The sequence below is a fragment of the Aminobacter sp. MET-1 genome (assembly GCF_026521175.1).
Lineage (GTDB): Bacteria > Pseudomonadota > Alphaproteobacteria > Rhizobiales > Rhizobiaceae > Aminobacter.
The window spans coordinates 232,819-253,561 of the sequence record NZ_JAMSHL010000006.1 but is presented as its reverse complement, the minus strand read 5'-3'; the positions used below and the strand labels follow the sequence as shown (position 1 = coordinate 253,561).

General features: G+C 62.4%; 13 protein-coding genes and 1 tRNA gene. 10 read left to right on the top strand and 4 right to left on the bottom strand.

All coding sequences use genetic code 11. The features are described from left to right. The 8 genes from glgA (at position 1) to NDO48_RS11605 (ending at position 12,244) form a co-directional block, all read left to right on the top strand. Complete coding sequence (gene glgA / locus NDO48_RS11640) at positions 1-1,446, top strand: glycogen synthase GlgA (RefSeq protein WP_018426921.1); 1,446 nt, start codon at positions 1-3, stop codon at positions 1,444-1,446. Then, positions 1,447-3,075 (top strand): alpha-D-glucose phosphate-specific phosphoglucomutase, encoded by a 1,629-nt coding sequence (locus tag NDO48_RS11635; protein ID WP_018426922.1) that lies wholly within the window; start codon positions 1,447-1,449, stop codon positions 3,073-3,075. It begins immediately after the preceding gene. Beyond that, positions 3,075-5,099 (top strand): glycogen debranching protein GlgX, encoded by a 2,025-nt coding sequence (glgX, locus tag NDO48_RS11630; RefSeq protein ID WP_267321491.1) that lies wholly within the window; start codon positions 3,075-3,077, stop codon positions 5,097-5,099. Before NDO48_RS11635 ends, glgX begins: the two co-directional genes overlap by 1 nt. A 2-nt stretch (positions 5,100-5,101) precedes the next feature. Then, on the top strand, positions 5,102-6,739 hold the full coding sequence (locus NDO48_RS11625) for an alpha-glucosidase family protein (protein ID WP_018426924.1): 1,638 nt from the start codon (positions 5,102-5,104) through the stop codon (positions 6,737-6,739). A 190-nt stretch (positions 6,740-6,929) separates the two neighbouring features. Beyond that, the gene (locus NDO48_RS11620; protein ID WP_026226977.1) at positions 6,930-8,522 is read left to right on the top strand and encodes a peptide ABC transporter substrate-binding protein; all 1,593 of its coding nucleotides are present in this window, start codon (positions 6,930-6,932) and stop codon (positions 8,520-8,522) included. Positions 8,523-8,591: 69 nt separating this feature from the next. After that, a complete protein-coding gene (locus NDO48_RS11615) occupies positions 8,592-9,515 on the top strand; it encodes an ABC transporter permease subunit (RefSeq protein ID WP_026226978.1) in 924 nt (307 codons plus the stop codon). Next, positions 9,508-10,626 (top strand): ABC transporter permease, encoded by a 1,119-nt coding sequence (locus tag NDO48_RS11610; protein ID WP_018426927.1) that lies wholly within the window; start codon positions 9,508-9,510, stop codon positions 10,624-10,626. The genes NDO48_RS11615 and NDO48_RS11610 overlap by 8 nt, the downstream gene beginning before the upstream one ends. A gap of 1 nt (position 10,627) precedes the next feature. Continuing rightward, positions 10,628-12,244 (top strand): ABC transporter ATP-binding protein, encoded by a 1,617-nt coding sequence (locus NDO48_RS11605; RefSeq protein ID WP_018426928.1) that lies wholly within the window; start codon positions 10,628-10,630, stop codon positions 12,242-12,244. A 73-nt stretch (positions 12,245-12,317) separates the two neighbouring features. On the opposite strand, the gene NDO48_RS11600 is transcribed toward NDO48_RS11605, so the two are convergent. The 3 genes from NDO48_RS11600 to NDO48_RS11590 all read right to left on the bottom strand — a co-directional run bounded on the left by NDO48_RS11600 (position 12,318) and on the right by NDO48_RS11590 (position 15,176). Beyond that, entirely contained in the window at positions 12,318-14,075 is a 1,758-nt protein-coding gene (locus NDO48_RS11600) for a TadG family pilus assembly protein (protein ID WP_018426929.1), read from the bottom strand. Further along, positions 14,076-14,648: a TadE/TadG family type IV pilus assembly protein gene (locus NDO48_RS11595; RefSeq protein ID WP_018426930.1), complete on the bottom strand. Its 573-nt coding sequence runs from the start codon at positions 14,646-14,648 to the stop codon at positions 14,076-14,078. It abuts the gene before it with no gap. A gap of 451 nt (positions 14,649-15,099) precedes the next feature. Then, positions 15,100-15,176: transfer RNA gene (locus NDO48_RS11590), tRNA-Pro, on the bottom strand. Positions 15,177-15,380: 204 nt separating this feature from the next. Here NDO48_RS11590 and NDO48_RS11585 point away from each other — a divergent pair. Beyond that, a complete protein-coding gene (locus NDO48_RS11585; protein ID WP_018426931.1) occupies positions 15,381-16,901 on the top strand; it encodes a phosphomannomutase/phosphoglucomutase in 1,521 nt (506 codons plus the stop codon). An 11-nt stretch (positions 16,902-16,912) separates the two neighbouring features. Next, entirely contained in the window at positions 16,913-19,153 is a 2,241-nt protein-coding gene (locus tag NDO48_RS11580; protein ID WP_026226981.1) for a mannose-1-phosphate guanylyltransferase/mannose-6-phosphate isomerase, read from the top strand. An 89-nt stretch (positions 19,154-19,242) separates the two neighbouring features. On the opposite strand, the gene betB is transcribed toward NDO48_RS11580, so the two are convergent. Then, positions 19,243-20,706: a betaine-aldehyde dehydrogenase gene (gene betB, locus NDO48_RS11575; protein WP_018426933.1), complete on the bottom strand. Its 1,464-nt coding sequence runs from the start codon at positions 20,704-20,706 to the stop codon at positions 19,243-19,245. Between the last annotated feature and the right edge of the window lie 37 nt (positions 20,707-20,743).

Sequence of the window (20,743 nt, the reverse complement as noted above, 5' to 3'; positions counted from 1 at the left end):
GTGCAGGTACTTTCGGTCACGCCCGAGATTTTTCCGCTGATCAAGACCGGCGGGCTGGCCGACGTGACCGGGGCATTGCCGGAAGCACTGGTCGGGCTGGGCGTTCGGATGCGCAGCCTGGTTCCGGGCTATCCTGTGGTGCTGGGCGCGCTCAAGAAAAAGAAGGCGGTGCATCACTATGCGGCGCTGCAGGGCGGCAAGGCGACGGTCCATGCCGCGGAGGTCGCGGGCCTGGACCTGCTTGTGCTCGACGCGCCGCATCTGTTCGACCGACCCGGCGGGCCTTATGGCGACGCCAAGGGCGCCGACTGGCAGGACAATTGGAGGCGTTTCGCGGCCCTTGGGCGGGCTGGCGCCGACATCGCCGCAGGCGCGATCAAGGACTACCAGCCCGATATCGTGCACGCACATGACTGGCAGTCGGCGATGACGCTGGCCTACATGCGTTACGGTGAGGCGTCTGACGTGCCGTCGGTGATGACGGTGCACAATCTCGCCTTCCAGGGCCAGTTCGGCGCCAGCATCTTCGCGGGCCTCGGCCTGCCGCAGCAGGCGATGGCGCTCGACGGCGTCGAATATTACGGTGGTATCGGCTTCCTCAAGGCAGGTTTGCAGGCAGCGTGGGCGATCACAACTGTCAGCCCGACCTATGCGCAGGAAATCCGGTCGCCGGCTTTCGGCATGGGGCTCGACGGGCTCATCAACCTGCGCGCGCCCGACCTGCACGGCATCGTCAACGGCATCGACGACGACATCTGGAACCCCGAGACCGACACGCATCTGGCCGTGAATTATTCGGCGAAAAGCCTGAAGGGGCGCAAGGCCAACAAGCGCGCGATCGAGGAGCGCATGCTGCTGGATAAGGACGAAGGGCCGCTCTATTGCGTGGTCAGCCGCCTGACCTGGCAGAAGGGCATCGATATCCTCTCGGCAATCGTCGATCCAGTGGTGGCCTCAGGCGCCAGGCTGGCGATCCTCGGCTCGGGCGACGCGGGGTTGGAAGGCGCGCTGTTGGCAGCTGCCGCCCGCCATCGCGGCCGTGTCGGCGTCGTCATCGGCTATGATGAGGCGCTGTCTCACCTGCTCCAGGGCGGTGCCGACGGCATCCTGATCCCATCGCGCTTCGAGCCCTGCGGTCTGACCCAGCTCTACGGCCTGCGTTACGGCTGCGTGCCGCTGGTGGCGCGGACCGGCGGCCTGGCTGACACCATCATCGACGCCAATGAGGCGGCGGTTGCGGCGGGCGTTGCGACGGGTGTCCAGTTCGCGCCGGAGGATGCCGGCGCCTTCCACCACGCGATCCTCCGGGCCAATGCGCTCCATGCCGACCCGGCTGCCTGGGCCGCCATCCAAAAGCAGGGGATGAAGTCCGATGTGTCATGGGACCGTAGTGCCCAGAAATACGCCGCACTTTATCGCAAGCTTCTCGCAAAAAGGGCTGCCTGAATGATTCGCACCGTCGCCACCACACCCTACAACGACCAGAAGCCGGGCACGTCGGGCCTGCGCAAGAAGGTGCCCGTCTTCCAGCAGCCGAACTATGTCGAGAACTTCGTTCAGTCGGTGTTCGATGCGCTCGAGGGTTTCGCTGGCAAGACGCTGGTCGTCGGCGGCGACGGCCGCTTCTACAATCGCGAGGTGATCCAGAAGGTGATCGCCATGGCGGTCGCCAACGGCTTCGGTCGCGTGGTGGTGGGGCAGGGCGGCATCCTGTCGACGCCCGCCGCCTCCAACCTGATCCGCAAGCGCAAGGCCTTCGGCGGCCTGATCCTGTCGGCCAGCCACAATCCAGGCGGCCCGCACGAGGATTTCGGCATCAAGTACAATGCCGAGAATGGTGGTCCCGCGCCCGAGAAGCTGACGGATGCGATCTATGCCCGCAGCAAGGTCATCAGCAGCTACAAGATCGCCGACGTGGATGCGGTCGATCTCGACAAGCTGGGTACCTTCGAGGTTGGCGGCATAAAGGTCGAGGTCGTCGACCCCGTGACCGACTACGCCGAGCTGATGGAGAGCCTGTTCGACTTCGACGCGCTACGCGCCTTGTTCAAGTCGGGCTTCCGCATGCGCTTCGACGCCATGCACGCGGTGACAGGACCATACGCCAAGGAAATCCTGGAGCGCCGGCTGGGCGCAGCCAACGGCACCGCCCGCAATTTCGTGCCGCTCGAGGATTTCGGCGGCCACCATCCTGACCCCAATCTGGTGCACGCCAAGCATCTCTATGACGAGATGATGGGGCCGAATGCGCCCGACTTCGGCGCTGCCTCCGATGGCGACGGCGATCGCAACCTGATCATTGGCCGCGGCATCTTCATCACGCCGTCGGATTCTCTGGCGATGCTTGCAGCAAACGCTCATCTCGCGCCGGGCTACAAAGCCGGCCTCAAGGGCATCGCCCGCTCGATGCCGACCAGCGGCGCCGCCGACCGGGTGGCCGAAAAGCTCGGCATCGGAATGTACGAGACGCCGACCGGCTGGAAGTTCTTCGGCAATCTGCTCGATGCCGGCATGGCGACGATCTGCGGCGAGGAGAGTGCCGGCACCGGCTCCGACCATGTCCGCGAGAAGGACGGGCTGTGGGCGGTTCTGCTCTGGCTCAACATCCTGGCTGTGCGCGGCGAAAGCGCCAGGGAGATCGCCGCCAAGCACTGGGCGACCTACGGCCGCAACTACTATTCGCGGCACGACTATGAAGAGGTTGAGACCGATCGCGCCAACGCGTTGGTCGACGAACTCAGGGGCAAGCTCGCCGCGCTGGTGGGCGCCAGCGTTCGCGGCATGAAGATCGCCAGTGCCGACGACTTTGCCTACAACGATCCGGTCGACGGCTCGGTGAGCAAGAACCAGGGCATCCGCATCCTGTTCGAGGGCGGCTCGCGCGTCGTGTTCCGCCTCTCCGGCACCGGCACGTCGGGTGCGACCTTGCGCGTCTACATCGAGCGCTTCGAACCCGACCCGGCACGCCACGATCTCGACACGCAGAAAGCGCTCGCCGACCTGATCCAGGCGGCCGAGGACATCGCCGGCATCCGTGCCCATACCGGCCGCGACAAGCCGAGCGTCATCACCTGATGACAGAAGGCGCGGCTGGATACTGGCCGCGGTTCGGCGCGACCGTAACCGACAGTGGCATTCGCTTTGCCGCATGGTCGGGCACGGCCGAACGCATGTGGGTGTCGATCTTCGACGCCGACGGCAACGCCGAAACCGACCGGCTGCAGCTGCACCGAGAGGATGACGGCGTCTTTGCCCTGTCTGTGCCGGGCCTGAGTGCGGGCACCCGCTACGGTTTTCGTGCCGATGGCCGCTATGCGCCTGAGGACGGGTTCTGGTTTGATCCCGACAAGCTGCTGGTCGATCCATATGCCGTCAGGATCGATCGCGCCTATCGTTACGACTCACGACTGACGGCGCTGCGTGGGAAGGGCGGAGATACCGCCGGGCTGATGCCAAAGGCAGTGGCGGAAACGCAGCCGATGACAGCGGCTGCACTGCCGCTCTGCACGCCGGGTGGCCTTATCTACGAAGTGCCGGTGCGGGCCTTCACCATGCGGCACCCTGATGTGCCGAAGCGACTACGTGGCACGATCCGGGCGCTCGCTCAGCCTGTCATCATCGAGCATTTGCTTAAGCTCGGCGTCTCGACCGTGGAACTGATGCCGGTCACGGCCGTCATGGACGAGCGCCATCTGCCGCCGCTCGGCCTTGCCAATGCCTGGGGCTACAATCCGGTGACCTTCATGGCGCTCGACCCGCGCCTCGCGCCCGGTGGATTGGCCGATCTCCGTGAAACGGTTGCCGCGCTGCATGACGCGGGCATCAGCGTGCTGCTCGATCTCGTTTTCAACCATACGGCCGAAAGCGACGAGCTTGGCCCGACCTTGTCGCTGCGCGGGCTCGACAACGCCGCCTATTATCGCCTGGCTGCCGACGATCCCGGCCGCTACGCCAACGACACCGGCACCGGCAACACCGTCGCTTGCGACCATCCGGTGGCGAAGGATCTGGTCCTCGACAGTCTCCGGCATTTCGTCGGCCATGCGGGCATAGACGGCTTCCGCTTCGACCTTGCCCCGGTTCTCGGCCGGGTCGGCGGCAAGTTCGACGCCAATGCGCCGCTGCTTCAGGCGATGCGCGACGATCCTGTGATCGGCGACCGCGTGTTGATCGCTGAGCCCTGGGACATCGGCCACAACGGCTATCGGCTCGGTGGTTTTCCGCAGGAGTTTCTTGAATGGAACGATCGCTACCGCGACGACGTCAGGCGTTTCTGGCGCGGCGACCGCGGCACTGTCGGCGCGCTGGCGACCCGGCTTGCCGGCTCATCCGATATTTTCGGCAGCGGGCCGGTCACACGCACGGTCAATTTCATTGCCGCCCATGACGGGATGACGCTCGCCGATCTCGTCCGCTACGAGCGTAAGCACAATGAGGCCAATGGCGAGCACAACCATGACGGCCACAACGAGAATTTCTCCTGGAACAATGGCGTCGAGGGCGAAAGCAGTGATCGCGAGACAGCGGCCGAACGGGAGGTCGACATGCGCGCCCTGCTGGCCACGCTGTTCGCCTCGCGAGGCACGATCATGCTGACTGCCGGCGACGAGTTCGGCCGCAGTCAGCACGGCAACAACAACGCCTATGCCCAGGATAATGAGCTGACCTGGCTTGACTGGGCCGAGCGCGACGTTGGCCTGGAAGACTTCGTGGCAGTGCTTTCCAGATTGAGGTGGGAAACACCTGCTTTTCAGGACCTGGGGTTCCTTCAGGGGGCGGCGCGCAGCGGTGCGCCGGTCGCAGATATCGAATGGTTGACCGAAGCGGGGCGGCCGATGAACGACGCCAACTGGCATGAGCCCGACCGGCATCGGCTGGCCATGCTGCTTGGCAACGGGACACGTGAAGGCGGCCGGTTGGCGGTCCTGTTCAACGGGGCGAGGCGCATCGCTCCATTCGCATTGCCGCTACGCGATGGATTTGCATGGCAGCAGACATCTGACGGTTCCTGGCCTGTGGCGGAAAACATCACAGTGCCAGGCCGCAGTGTCTGCTTCATGCGTGAATTGCCGGTGACCGGTCGGGAAAAGGGACAGTGAGCATGGCCAAGGGCAAGTCTGACGTCGACCAATGGTGGCGTGGCTGCGTCATCTACCAGATCTATCCACGCTCCTATCAGGACAGCACCGGCGACGGCAGCGGCGATCTTGCCGGCATCACCGGCCGTCTGCCTTATATAGCTTCGCTTGGCGTCGATGCAGTGTGGCTGTCGCCCTTCTTCAAGTCACCGATGGCCGACATGGGCTACGACGTCTCCGATTATTGCGACGTCGATCCGATGTTCGGAACGCTCGCCGATTTCGACGCCATGATCGCCGAGGCCCACCGCCTTGGGCTCAAGGTGATGATCGACCAGGTGCTGTCGCATTCGTCCGACAAACACCCGTGGTTTGTCGAGAGCCGCGCCAGCCGGAACAATCCCAGGGCCGACTGGTATGTCTGGGCCGAACCGAAGCCAGATGGAACCGCGCCCAACAACTGGATGTCGATCTTCGGCGGGCCGGCCTGGGAATGGGATTCGACCCGCCGACAGTATTATCTGCACAACTTCCTCGCCTCGCAGCCTGACCTCAACTTCCACAATCCCGAGGTGCAGGCCGCACTGCTCGATACCGTGCGCTTCTGGCTCGAGCGCGGCGTCGACGGCTTCCGGCTCGACACGGTAAACTTCTACGTCCACGATAAGTGGCTGCGAGACAATCCGCCGCTGGAAAAGAGTGTTTCCGGCGAGATCGACGAGAAAAACCCCTACGAATATCAAGACCACCTGTTCGACAAGACGCGGCCCGAGAACCTCGAATTCCTCAAGCGTTTCCGAGCTTTGCTCGACAAATACGGCGCGCGCGCCTCGGTCGGCGAGGTGGGCGACGGGGAGCGCTCGTTGCAGACGGTGGCGAGCTACACCTCAGGCGGCGACAAGCTCGACATGTGCTACACCTTCGACATGCTCGGGCCGAAATTCTCGGCCGAGCATGTCCACCAATGCATCGCCGATTTCGAGAAAGCCGTCACCGACGGCTGGGTGTGCTGGGCGTTTTCCAACCATGACGTGGTCCGCCATGTCACCCGCTGGACGCGGCCTGGCGGCGACCCGGAGGCGATGGCGAAATTCTCGATCGCGCTGCTCGCCTGCCTGCGCGGCTCGATCTGCATCTATCAGGGCGAGGAGCTCGGCTTCGGCGAGGCGGAGCTCGCCTTCGCGGATCTGCGCGATCCCTACGGCATCCGCTTCTGGCCGGGATTCAAGGGGCGCGATGGTTGCCGCACGCCGATGGTGTGGGAGGCACAGGCCGAACAGGGCGGCTTCTCCGACGGCAAGCCGTGGCTGCCCATACCGACGGAACATCGCGCGCTGGCGGTCGACAGGCAGGATCGCGCCGAAGGTTCCGTGCTCTCGCACTACCGGGCCGTGCTGGCAGCGCGACAGCTGCATCTGCCGCTTGCCCACGGCTCGATCAGGCTGCTCGAAGCGAAGGACGACGTGCTGGCTTTCGTTCGCGAGGCGGAAGGTGAACAGTTGCTCTGCGTCTTCAATTTTGCAGATGCCGCTGCTTTCTGGGCGGTTCCCGACGAACTCGGCGAGGTCGTGCCGGTCGGTTTTCCCCAGGCCGGAACCGATGTCGAGACGGGGCGCATCCCCCTGATGCCGCTGGGGTACTTTATCGGTCGCTTGGTTTGAACCTGCTTAAGTTGACTTTAGGTGAGCATGAGTCGTGTTGAAATAAAAATTCGTCGCGAATAGTGTCAGCCACCGCTGGCGGTAGGGAGCCGCTGGCCCGCTCAACGAAACCGGGAATTCCGGCATTCGGGCGCTAACCAGGCGAGGCCGTGTTTTACGGGGAACACGCCTAATTGGGAGATGGAAACTCATGCTTAAAAACATGCTGAAAGCGACTGTGTTCGCTACGACGCTTGCATTGACGGCGGGCGCGCTGTCGATGCCTGCCTTCGCGGAGGTCGTCTACAATCGCGGCAATTCGGCCGATCCGGAGTCGCTTGATCCGCACAAGACCTCGACTGTCTATGAAGCTCACATCCTGCGCGACCTGTTCGAAGGTCTGGTGATGCAGGACAAGGATGCCGAGATCATTCCGGGCGCGGCCGAGAGCTGGACCGTTTCTGATGACGGCACCGTCTATACCTTCAAGCTGCGTCAGGGCGGCACCTGGTCGGACGGCAGCCCGGTGACGGCTGACGATTTCGTCTACTCGTTCCGCCGCCTGCTCGACCCGGCCACTGCGGCCGAATACGCCTCGATGCTCTACGTCGTGAAGAACGGCGAAGCCGTGAACACCGGCAAGGCCAAGGCCGAAGAGCTCGGCGTCAAGGCTGTCGACGCCAACACCTTCGAGGTCACGCTGAAGTCGGCCACGCCTTACTTCCTCGAGATGCTGACCCACCAGTCCACCTATCCGGTGAACAAGGCTGCGATCGAAAAGCTCGGCGCCGACTGGATCAAGCCGGGCAACCTGGTTTCCAACGGTGCGTTCACGCTGGCCGAGTTCGTCCCGAACGACCACATCAAGCTCGTCAAGAACCCGAAGTTCCATGACGCAGCCAACGTCAAGCTCGACGCCGTCAACTACTTCCCGACGGAAGACCGCTCGACCGCGATCAAGCGGTTCGAGGCCGGCGAGCTCGACTCGAACGACGATATCCCGACCGAGCAGATGGCTGATCTGAAGGCCAAATTCGGCGACCAGCTGCGCATCGGCGCCTATCTCGGCACCTACTACTACGCCATCAAGACCGACAAGGCGCCGTGGGACAATGTCGAGCTGCGCAATGCCGTGTCCATGGCCATCGACCGCGACTTCCTGGCCGAGAAGGTCTGGCAGAACTCGATGCTGCCTGGCTACTCGATGGTGCCTCCTGGTATCGAGGGCTACAAGCCTTCGGTCGCGAAGTTCGCCGAGATGTCGCAGATCGACCGCGAGGACGAAGCCAAGAAGGTCCTCGAGAAGCTCGGCTACGGCCCGGGCAAGCCGCTGAAGATGGAAATCCGCTACAACACATCGGAGAACCACAAGAACACGGCGGTCGCGATCCAGGAACAGCTCAAGCCGCTCGGCATTGAGGTGACCCTGCTCAACACCGACACCAAGACCCACTACGGCCATCTCGAGCAGAAGGGTGACTACGACGTCGCCCGCGCCGGCTGGATCGCCGACTACAAGGATCCGGAAAGCTTCCTCGGCATTTCGCGCAAGGCTTCGGGTAACAACTACTCGAACTACAACAGCCCGGCGTTCGAAGCTGCCATGGACAAGGCTGCTGCCGACGGTGGCAAGCCTGAGGCCCGCATGAAGGACATGGAAGAGGCCGAGCGCATCCTGATCGACGACGTCGGCCAGATCCCGCTGCTCTACTATAGCTACAAGAACCTCGTCTCCCCGAAGATCAAGGGCTTTGACGAGAACGTCATGGACGTGCACCCCTCGCGCTTCGTCAGCAAGGAATAGTCTCGGTAGCGCCGCCATCCCCTGCAAAGGGGGTGGCGGATCCGACTTACTTGCGAAGGCGTAGGTCCAATGTTTCTATATGTATTCCGGCGGCTATTGACCGCCATTCCGACGATGTTCGTCATCGTCACGCTGGCCTTTTTCCTGATCCGTGTCGCGCCAGGCGGCCCCTTCAACCAGGAACGTGGCCTCAGCCCCGAAATCAAAGCAAACCTTGAAGCGCAGTTCGGTCTCAACGACCCGCTCTGGCTTCAGTATGGCAACTACCTGAAGAACCTGCTGCACGGCAATTTCGGCCCGAGCTACAACCTGCCCGACTTCACGGTCACAGAGCTGTTTGCCAAGGGTCTTCCGATCTCCATCCAGCTTGGCGCTTCGGCTCTGGTTCTGGCGCTGATGATCGGCACCGTGCTCGGCGTGATCGCCGCGCTCAACCAGAACAAGCTTGGCGACTATTCGGTCATTGCAGTGGCGACGGCCGGTAGCACCATCCCTACCTTTGTCGTGGCTCCCGTCATTCAGCTGCTGTTCGGACTGACCTGGATGCTGTTGCCGATCGGTGGCTGGGGTGATGGTGCGTTGATCAACAAGATCGGCCCGATCATCACGCTGTCATTGCCGCAGATTGCCATCGTCGCCCGTCTGATGCGTGGTTCGATGATCGAGTCCCTGCGCTCCAATCACATCCGCACCGCAAGGGCCCTTGGCCTTTCCGACTGGTCGGTCGTGGTCAAGCATGCATTGCGCGGCGCTATCCTTCCCATCGTGTCCTATGCCGGACCGGCGGCAGCGGCATTGCTGACCGGGTCGATCATCGTCGAGACGATCTTCGCCATTCCCGGCATTGGCCGCTACTTCGTCGATGCGGCGCTCAACCGCGACTACACGCTCGTCATGGGCACGGTCGTCGTGATCGCCCTGTTTACGATCTTGTTCAACCTGATCGTCGACGTCCTCTACGCCTTCTTCGATCCGAGGGTGCGCTATGACTGATACAACTATCGCGGCGCCCGTCGTCGGGCGCTCGCTTTGGGGCGATGCGTGGGCACGCCTCAAGGCAAACAAGGCTGCCATGTTCAGCCTGTTCTACTTGATCGCCATAGCCGTGGTTTGCGTGGTGGGCCCATTTTTCGTGCCGCACCAGTACACCACGATCTATTCGGACTATGTGCGCACGCCGCCAAGCCTGTCGGCATATCCGAAGCCGGATATGATCGAGACTGCCTTGAACGACGTGGTCAAGCGCATGCGCGTCGATCTCAAGGAATGGAAACAGGAAGACGAGCGTGTGTTCATGACGCTTGTTTCGACCAAGCCCATCGATGAGCGGAACATCCGTTACATCGACCGTTCCGACACATTCGACGACGGCAAGTTGGAGAACAAGTCGGCCGACGGCCTGTCGATGGTCGTCAGCGCTTCGATCAAGCAGCAGTATTTCTTCTTCGGCACCGACAATGTCGGCAGAGACCAGCTCTCACGCACCTTGATGGCAGGGCGTATCTCACTGGCCATCGGCTTGCTCGCCGGCTTCGTCGCAGTGGTGATTGGCGTGGTCTACGGGGCGACCGCCGGCTTCATGGGCGGCAAGACCGATGAAGTGATGATGCGCATCGTCGATGTGCTCTATTCGCTGCCCTTCATCTTCTTCGTCATCATGCTGGTCGTCTTCTTCGGGCGAAATTTCGTGCTGATGTTCCTGGCCGTGGGCGCTGTCCTATGGCTAGACATGGCGCGCATCGTGCGAGGACAGGCGCTGTCGATCCGGCGTCAAGAATATGTGCAGGCGGCCGAGGCGCTCGGTGTCCGCTCGCGGGGCATCGTCCAGCGGCACGTCATCCCCAACCTGCTCGGGCCTGTTGTCATCTACATGACACTGCTGGTTCCGCAGGTCATCATCCTCGAGAGCTTCCTGTCGTTCCTGGGCCTTGGCGTCCAGGAGCCGATGACGAGCTGGGGCGTGCTCATTTCCGTCGGCGCAAAGAACATCGGCACGGCCAACTGGCTGCTCCTGTTCCCCGCGTTTTTCCTTGTCTCGACGCTGTTCGCGCTGAATTTCATCGGCGACGGACTTCGCGATGCGCTCGATCCGAAGGACAGGTGAGATGGCTGGAGAAACAATCCTTTCGGTAAAGGACCTGCGCGTCCGCTTCCGCACGCTTGATGGCGCGGTGGAAGCGGTCAAGGGCATCAACCTCAACGTCGGTGCCGGTGAGGCCGTTGCCGTTGTGGGCGAGTCCGGCTCGGGCAAGAGCCAGACGATGATGGCGGCGATGAACCTGCTCGCCTCAAACGGCGAGGCGACGGGGGCTGTGGAGTATCGTGGCAAGAACCTGCTTGGTCTGCCCAAGTCGGAACTCAACAAGATCCGCGGTCGCAAGATCAGCATGATCTTCCAGGAGCCGATGACCTCGCTCGATCCGCTCTACACGATCGGCAACCAGCTGATGGAGCCGATCCGGCGCCATCAGGGCCTCGACGCCAGGGCGGCCCGCGCCGAGGCGCTCAGGCTGCTCGAACTGGTCAAGATTCCGGATCCGGAGCGGCGCCTGAGGTCCTATCCGCACGAGATGTCGGGTGGCCAGCGCCAGCGTGTCATGATTGCCATGGCGCTTGCCAACAATCCCGACATCCTGATCGCGGACGAGCCGACGACCGCACTCGACGTCACCATCCAGGCGCAAATCCTGGTGCTGCTGGCCGAGCTGCAGCGCAAGCTCGGCATGGCCATCGTCTTCATCACCCATGACCTTGGCATCGTCCGTCGCTTCGCCGACCGGGTTTATGTCATGCGCTCGGGTGAGGTGGTGGAGGAAGGCCAGGCCGACGAGCTTTTTGCCAACCCGCAGCACGACTACACCAAGATGCTGCTGGCGGCAGAGCCGACAGGCCGGAAGGCGCCGCCGCCAGACGATGCGCCGATCCTTCTGGAAGGGCGCAACGTCGAGGTAGAGTTCAAGATCGGTGGCGGCTTCCTCTCCGGTCCGCCAATGCTGCTCAAGGCGGTCGACCGTATCTCGGTATCACTGAAGCGATGCCAGACCATCGGCATCGTCGGCGAGTCTGGTTCGGGCAAGTCGACACTTGGCCGCGCGCTGTTGAGGCTGTTGCCGAGCGAGGGGACGATCCGCTTCGGCAGCAACGACCTGTCCAAGGCGGGTCGCAGCGAAATGCGGCCGCTGCGCCGCGAGTTGCAACTGGTCTTCCAGGACCCGTTCGGCTCGTTGTCGCCGCGTATGACGGTCGGCCAGATCATCACTGAAGGTCTGCTTGTGCACGAGCCGTCGCTTTCTGCCAGGGACCGCGACGCCCGCGCCGTCGAGGCGCTGCGCGAGGTCGGTCTGGATCCGGCGGCGCGCAATCGCTATCCGCACGAGTTCTCGGGCGGTCAGCGTCAGCGCATCGCCATTGCCCGGGCAATGATCCTGAAGCCCAAGGTGGTGGTACTGGACGAACCGACTTCGGCCTTGGACCGCTCGGTGCAGAAGCAGATCGTGGACCTGTTGCGCAAGCTGCAGGCCGACCACGACCTGTCCTACCTGTTCATCAGCCACGATCTTGCCGTCGTGCGGGCGATGTCCGACTACATCATCGTCATGAAGCAGGGAAAGATCGTCGAGGAGGGACTGACAGAGGCCATCTTTGGCGATCCGCGCGAGGCCTATACGAAGACGTTGATGGCAGCTGCCATCGACGAGACCAAGTTCCGCCAGGTGGTCTAGCCGGCGCCTGCTGGCATCTGAAAACGAAAGCGCCAGCGGGTCACCGCTGGCGCTTTTCTTTTCCTGCGAAAGATCAAAGCACGAGGACGGAACGTCCGCACGAGACGCCGTGAACACGGATATCTGCTTCGCCGACCTTTACGCCCAGCAAGGTAAGTACGCTGAAGACCAGATTGTCGACGGGTGCGGTAACGCCTGACAGCAGGTTCGTGACGGCCGTCTTCACGGCTGCTTCCGACGGCAAAAGTATGCCGATGCCCAAGCCCAGGACGCTAACGTCGGCCTTGAGCGTCAGTCCCCCTATCAACGAAGCTGTCAGCGACTGGGCGAGGTTGGAGGTGGAAACCGACTTGATGGTCCGGTTGTCGACTTCGGTTTTGTTGAACGTCAGGGTCTTGGGGGTGGTGTTGCCTATGTCGACATTGGCGCTGCCGCTGACCTCGACCTTGATCAATCCGACTGCGTTGACGTTGACCAGTTCCGCCGGTCTGACTACCGGTTCTTTGGTGAAAATCCTGAGGTCGGCCGGGTTGATTTCGCCAAGCCAGACTTCGGCGATACCGGGCTTTGCCGCTACCGTCACAACAGCGCTGGCCGGCTTGCCGGTGGGACAAGAAACGCTCTTGAGCTGGCCCTCCGCGTAGGCGACCTCGACATACAGGGGCAGTTTGACGGTGGCGCCGAGAACGCCGCCGAGCAAACCGCCGGCACCACCGACCGTGGCTTCTATCTGCAGTCGCGTCTGGGCAGTTCGGATGATCTTGCCGGGCTCGCCTATCGCGAACCAGGTGCCGCCCTGTGGGGGCTCGCCGACCGCCAGATTGAGCTTGACTGCTACCAGGCCGGGAATGCCGGTATTGATATCCGCAGCCACCTGGTTCTTGCCGTTTGCGATGGCTGCGGCGGCCCCGATGATTTCCATCAAGCCAACCTTGGCGTCGAAAGCCGAAGCGCCATGCCCCAGAGCCAGCTTGCCGACCTGGCCAAGGTCGATGAAGTGCGACAGCGGGACTTTCAGGGTGCCTGGAATCTTTGCGCCCAGCAGTTGAGCCAACGCCACGCTGGCATTCTTGTTTTTGGTCGTCGCTGACAATGCCGACACGATCTGCCCGACAGTCGCGTCCGCTGCCAACAGGTCATTATAGGTGCCGGCGGTCACCTTGAGCTCTGTCGCCAGAGCATCCATGAACTGCAGGGCGTTCACGTCGGTTGCCAGCAGGGCGTTGTAGTCCATCGCCTTGAGCGAGAGATTGGTTCCCAACAGTCCACCCAGAAGCGGATTGAGCAGAGCGCTCCGCTGTGTGTCGACGCTGACAAGGCGCGAGCCTATGGAGAATGCCGCTTCCGCGGGGGCGCTGGCGACGGCAGTGGTCACGATCTGGCGCTGGCCGGTGACGAGGTTGGAGAAGTAGATCGTGCCGTCCTTGCGATATGTAACGCGAACCGCATTGTAGGGCGTTGCATCGACGACGAACCGTTTGCCTGCCTCGATCGTCGGGTCCGGTGTGTATCGACCCTTTTCGACCCTTACCTGCGTGTAGCCTGCCATCGTCGGCAGGACGCCGAAATTCGTCGTCAGGCTGACACCGCTCTGCCCGTTGTTGCTGAACACCTTCAGCACGGCAAGATCGGCCTTGGAGATGTTGGCTGCGCCGTAAATGGCGGCCAGGTCGGTAAGCGATTGAGCCTCGCGGCGCTCGACATAGAGCGAGCCTTCGTCGACCGCGAATGCCGCAGCGGCGAGGCCGATGGGCAGGCACAGCGCGAACATTGTCGCGAAGTTGCCCTTGGTCGACCGGCGGAAGCCGCGAAGTTTTTCCACGAAACGCATTCAGATACCCCCCACCCGAATGGTTGAACTGCGGGCGATTGTCTTTTCCGGCAGCGGTAGGAGCGGAAAGAGGTTCCATATCGGAAGCTGGCTTGCGTCGTAGCGGAGCGAGACCACGAATTGTTCGCTGTCCTGGGTGCTGTCTTGGACGTTGACGACGAGCTTGCTTCTGTCGATGAAGATGTAGCCGTCCGCATTGAGATCGATGTAGCGCTGCGCAAGCGTCTTGCGCTCTGTCTGGTCGAGACCCGCAATTGCGGTGCGGGCTGCGTCGGCTGCCATCTGCTGGACGGAGTGCATGGCGCCGAAATAGATGCCGTAGGCAATCATCCCGAAGATCAGCAGGACGAACACCGGCGCGACGATTGCAAATTCGATTGCCGACGTGCCGGAGGTGTTTCGGAAAAAGAGACGGGGATCGGGCGGTCGACTTCGAGGCAGCAATCTGCCCCGATTGCTCCTGGCCTCGATGAGTTCCGTGAATGGCTTGGAAGAGACCGATTCGAGTGGGCGCAACAGCCGCGAGATATGCCGCAGGCGAAGCGTGAAACGCTGCGGTGGCGACGCCGCCATCCTGTAAGATCGTTTGTATGCAAAGTAATTGTATATATTCATGCGCCACCTTCTTGGCAAATGCCAAGATATCTGCAGATTTAAGTCATGTATTGCAAATATCGATAACAGCGTGCGCGCCGAGAATTACCAATTCGCTAATGTGACTTTCGGCGAGGGTCGATGACAAAGGAAAGTTCAAGAAACTGATAACAAACCACGTAAAATGAGTTGCAACTTGAAAGTTAAGTCAGATCCCGGGAAGGAGAGCGAGACGGGGCCGATTGTATGATTGCGGCGACGCTCAATGAACGGGGAGGAAATTGGGCTCTGCAACGATGCAATGCGCGACGGCAGCCGGAACCGGTGCGAATACGTTCAATCGCCACCAGCGTCGATGCGCAGCGCGACAGACCTGAACAGCCCTTCCGATCAGGCTGCTTGCTAAGGTATTAAGATGTCGGGATTTTTCTGGTCGGAGTGGCAGGATTCGAACCTGCGACCCCATCGTCCCGAACGATGTGCGCTACCAGGCTGCGCTACACTCCGTGACCAGTGGGCGGGCTTATAGCTGCCGGTTGGGCGTACTGCAAGCACCAAAGGTTCGGCTGGCGCAATTTTTCGCAAGTCGGTAATCTTGCTGAGCTTTTGCGCCTTTATGCTGCATTTTCGGGAGGGGACAGCGCCTCAATCTTGCGGTAATCGGTTCCGACTAGAGTGTATGCGCAGCCTTTGCGCCGATGGAGTAGAGCAGTGAATATCAAGCCCGTGGGCCATGCAGCTCCCAATACATTCGAATTCGAGACCAAAGCCTTGGTCAAGCCGACGGGATTTCGCGAATATGATGCCCGTTGGTGGTTCGGGCATCCGAGTTCAAGCAAGGAGCCGGAGCTCAATCTGATTGGCGTGCAGGCGCTGGGCATGGGCATCGGTACGCTGATTCGTCGCTTGGGCGCTGGCCCGGACATCGTCACCGGCCACGATTTCCGCTCCTACTCTATGTCGATCAAGCTGGCGCTCGTCTCGGGCATGCTGGCTGCGGGCGCGCGGGTGAAGGACATCGGCTTGGCATTGTCGCCGATGGCCTACTTCGCCCAGTTTGCGCTCGATACGCCGTCGGTCGCCATGGTGACTGCCTCGCACAACGAGAACGGCTGGACCGGCGTGAAGATGGGCGCGCAGCGGCCATTGACCTTCGGCCCGGACGAGATGTCTGCGCTCAGGGAAATTGTGCTCAACGGCGATTTCGAGCTGATCGGCGGCGGCTCCTACGAGTTCGTGCCGGATTTCCGCAAGACCTACATCGACGACCTGGTGGGCGGCAAACGGATCACCCGGAAGCTGAAGGTTGTCGCCGCTTGCGGCAACGGCACGGCGGGTGCGTTTGCACCCGAGGCACTCGAACGCATCGGCTGCGAGGTCATCCCGCTCGATGTCGAGCTCGACCATTCGTTCCCACGCTACAACCCCAACCCCGAGGACATGCAGATGCTGCATGCGATCAGGGACAAGGTGCTGGAGACGGGCGCTGATGTCGGGCTTGGTTTCGATGGTGACGGCGATCGCTGCGGCGTTGTCGACAACGAGGGCAACGAGATCTTCGCCGACAAGGTTGGCGTCATGCTCGCGCGCGACATCTCGGCGCTCTATCCAAACTCGACCTTCGTCGTCGACGTGAAGTCCACGGGCCTGTTCAACACCGACAAGGTGCTGGCCGCCAATGGTGCGAAGACCGACTATTGGAAGACTGGCCATTCCTATCTCAAGCGCCGCGTTGCCGAACTTGGCGCGATCGCCGGCTTCGAGAAATCAGGTCACTTCTTCTTCAACCCGCCAATCGGCCGCGGCTATGACGACGGCATCGTCACGGCGATCGCCGTGTGCCAGATGCTCGATCGCAGCCCCGGCAAGTCGATGGCCGATCTCTATCGCGACCTGCCGCTGACCTATGGCACGCCGACCATGTCGCCACATTGCGATGATGAGCTGAAATACGGCGTCGTCGACAAGGTGGTTGCCGATTTCGAGGCGATGAAGCGCAATGGCGAGACCTTCGCCGGCCAGAAGATCGTCGATCTCATCACCGTCAACGGCGTTCGCGTCGTTGCAGAGGACGGCACCTGGGGGCTGGTGCGTGCTTCATCGAACAAGCCGGAACTGGTCGTGGTGGTGGAAAGCCCGGTTTCATCAGAGCGTCGGCGCGAGATGTTCGAAGCGGTAGATGCGGTGCTCCGGCGCAACCCGTCTGTCGGCGCCTACAATCAGACCTTCTGAGAGGAGCGGGCATGACTGAGAGGATTGTCAGTTTTGTCATGAGCGGCGGCGTGGGCTCCAGGCTCTGGCCGTTGTCTCGCGAGGATAACCCGAAGCAGTTCCATGATCTGTCAGGCGACGGCTCGATGCTGGTCAAGACGCTGAAGCGGCTTGCGGCGCGGGACGAGGGCGAGACCCCGATCTACCTGATCGCCTCCGAGCGTCATGCCGCGCGCGTGCGCGACGACCTTGCCGCAATCGACCTTGCCGGCGGCGGCGCAATCTTCGAGCCGACTGGCCGCAACACCGCGGCAGCCGTAGCTATCGCTGCCCTCCAAACGATCTCGGCCTATGGCGACGGCATCGTGCTGGTCGTGCCGTCGGATCATGAGATTTCGACGCAACGCCAGTTCTGGGAAACCGTTGAGCGTGGCGTGCCGGCAGCTGCAGCCGGCCGCATGGTGGTGTTCGGCATCCGCCCGACTGCACCCGAGACAGGTTACGGCTATATCGAGGCCGGTGCGGAGAGCAGCGGCGTCTCCGACGTGACGCGCTTCGTCGAGAAGCCGGACCTCAAGACCGCCGAAGGCTATCTCGCTGCCGGCAACTTCTTCTGGAACGCCGGTATCTTTCTGTTCAAGGCAAGCGCCATGCGCGACGCTTTCCTGAAGCACCATCAGGAGATCTGGGAGAGGGCCGAGGCGGCGTTCAAGGCGGCGACAAGCGACCTGTCGGGCGTCTACATGCCGCTCGAGCTCTATCAGGGCATTCCGTCCATCTCGATCGACTACGCCATTATGGAGCGCGTCAGTGGCATCGCCATGGTGCCGGCGAGCTTCCGCTGGAACGATCTCGGTTCATGGCAGTCGCTGCTCGACGTCAGTCCCTCCGACAAGGACGGCAATGTCATTGTCGGCGACGTCGTCGCCATCGATTGCGAGAACTCCTATCTGCGCGGCGATGGACGGTTGCTCTCGGCGATCGGGCTCAAGGACGTCGCCATTGTTTCGACCTCGGATGCGACCTTCGTTGCACCGGTCAGCCATAGCCAGAACGTCAAGAAGATCGTCGAGCAGCTTGAAAAGAGCGGCCGTCTCGAGACCAAGTTCACGCCGGCACATGGCCGTGTGATCGCCAACGGCGCCTGGCGCCAGCGCGTGCAGCATTGGCTGATGGATGAAACCTTGCCGCTGTGGTCGACATCGGGTGTCGACGAGCAGTTCGGCGGCTTCTACGAGGCGCTCGGCTTCGATGCCAGGCCTTTGGCAAAGCCCAAGCGCATGCGCACCATGGCGCGCCAGGTCTACGCCTTCGCGGTCGCCAAGCAGCGCGGCTGGGACGGCCGGGCCGACCAGCTCATCGAGCACGGCATACGCTTCATGGCCGGGAGGGGCCGTACCGAACGCGGCGGGTGGGTGCGGACGCTGAACCCCGACGGCAGCGTGCTCGACCCGGTTGAGGACGCCTATGACCATGCCTGCGTGCTCCTGGCGCTGGCTCATGCGCATCGCTCAGGCAACGCCGAGGCGCTGGGTCTCGCCGCCGAAACATTCGCTTTCCTCGACAAGCACCTCGAGGACGAGCGCATGACGGGCTTCATGGAAAGCCCTGATGGCGAGGGCGTGCGGCGCTCCAACCCGCATATGCACCTGCTGGAGGCTTTCCTCGCCTGGCATGCTGTGACGGGCGACCGGGCCTACCTCCGCCGGGCGGCCCGTATCATCGATCTGTTCCGGAGCCACTTCTTCGAGGTGGACAGCTGGACGCTGGGCGAGTTCTTCGACCGCGACTGGCATCCGGCATCAGGTGAGAAGGGTCAGTGGACCGAACCCGGTCACCATTTCGAGTGGGCCTCGCTGCTGGTCGATTTCGCTGACAAGAGCGGCCAGAAAGACCTTGTTGCCTTTGGGCGCAAACTCTATGCCTCGGCTGTCGCCAACGGCCTCAACCGCGCGACGGGGCTGGCTTACGGTGCTGTTTCGCGGCAGGGCCTGCCGCTGGACCGCATCTCGCGCAGCTGGCCGCAGACCGAAGCGATCAAGGCTGCCATTGCTCTCGACGGCACCGGCGGTCCCGACCTCAAACCCGAAATCGAGGCGCGCGTCGGCCGCCTGTTCCGCTGGCACATCGATCCGGCGCCGCAGGGCCTGTGGATCGACCAGATCGACGAGCGCGGCCGCTCGCTGGCCAAGGAAGTGCCGGCCAGCATCTTCTATCACCTGGTGACGGCGCTCACGCAGTATCTCGATAAGACCGAAGACGTCGCGCACTAACTTCGAGCCAACAGAAAGCTGGCCAATTGGCCGGCTTTTGCTATCCAGGCCGAGCAGAGCTTCCAGGCCTCAATCCACTATACCTAGGATCAGTACGGGCTCGCGACGTCGCCTGTCTCGACATAAACAGTCTTGAGTTGCGAGTAATGCTGGAGGGCCGCAAGCGAGTTCTCGCGGCCGATGCCCGACTGCTTGGCGCCGCCGAAGGGGATTTCGACTGGCGTCAGATTGTAGGCGTTGATCCAGCAGGTGCCGGCCTTGAGCTCGCCGATGACGCGGTGTCCACGCACAATGTCTTTGGTGAAGACGCCTGCGGCGAGGCCGAATTCGGTGTCGTTGGCACGCGCGATCGCCTCGTCTTCGCTGTCGAAAGAGAGCACGCTCATCACCGGGCCGAAGATTTCTTCGCGGGCGATGCGCATGTTGTCCTTCACGCCGGTGAAAACGGTCGGTTCAACGAAGAAGCCGCCCTCGAAGCCTTGCAGCGAGGGCGTGCCGCCGCCGCAGCGCAGCTCCGCCCCCTCATTCATGCCGACGGCAATGTAATCAAGAACCTTGTCGTGCTGGACCTTGCTGACCAGCGGGCCCATCTGGGTCTCGGGGTCGAGGGGATCGCCGATGCGGATCGACTTGGTGCGTTCGACCAAACGTTCGACGAACCGATCGTGCAGGCCCTTCTGGACGAAGACCCGCGTGCCATTGGAGCAGACCTGACCGGTCGAGTAGAAATTGCCGAGCATGGCACCGCCGATAGCGTTTTCGAGATCGGCGTCGTCGAAGACGATGATCGGCGACTTGCCGCCGAGTTCCATCGTCGCGTGCTTCATGTGCGAGCCGGCGAGCGACAGCACCTTCTTGCCCGTGGGCACCGAGCCGGTGAGCGAGATCTTGTCGACGATTGGATGCGCGGCGAGGGCCGCGCCGACGTCGCCATAACCCTGGACGACATTGAACAGCCCGTCGGGCAGGCCGGCCTCGGTGTAAATCTCGGCCAGCGCCAGTGCCGAGAGAGGGGTGTTCTCGGAGGGCTTGAACACCATGGCGTTACCCATGGCGAGCGCGGGGGCGGACTTCCAACCGGCGATCTGGATCGGGTAGTTCCAGGCGCCGACGCCGACACAGACGCCGAGCGCCTCGCGCTTGGTGTAGGCGAAAGGACCGCCGAGGTCGACATAGTCGCCGTTAGAGGCTGCGACCGCCCCGGCGAAATATTCGAGGCAGTCGGCGGCGGATGCCGCGTCGGCTACCAGCGTTTCCTGGATCGCCTTGCCGGTGTCGAGGGTCTCCAGCCGGGACAGTTCCTCGTTGCGGGCACGCAGGATGTCGGAAGCACGGCGCAGGATGCGGCCGCGTTCAACGGGCTTCAGGCGGGCCCATGCCTGCTGCGCCTCGCGCGCGGCTTCCAGCGCAAGCTCGACTATGTTTTGCGTTGCCGACCGCAACTCGGCGATGATCTCGCCTGTAGCCGGATAGATGACCGGGATTGGCGCCCCGCGTTCATCATCTATGTAGCGGCCATTGACATAATGCGAGGCTTTGGGCTGGGCGCGCATGCGTTTGCTCCAGTTTATTTTCGATGTTCCGGGCGAG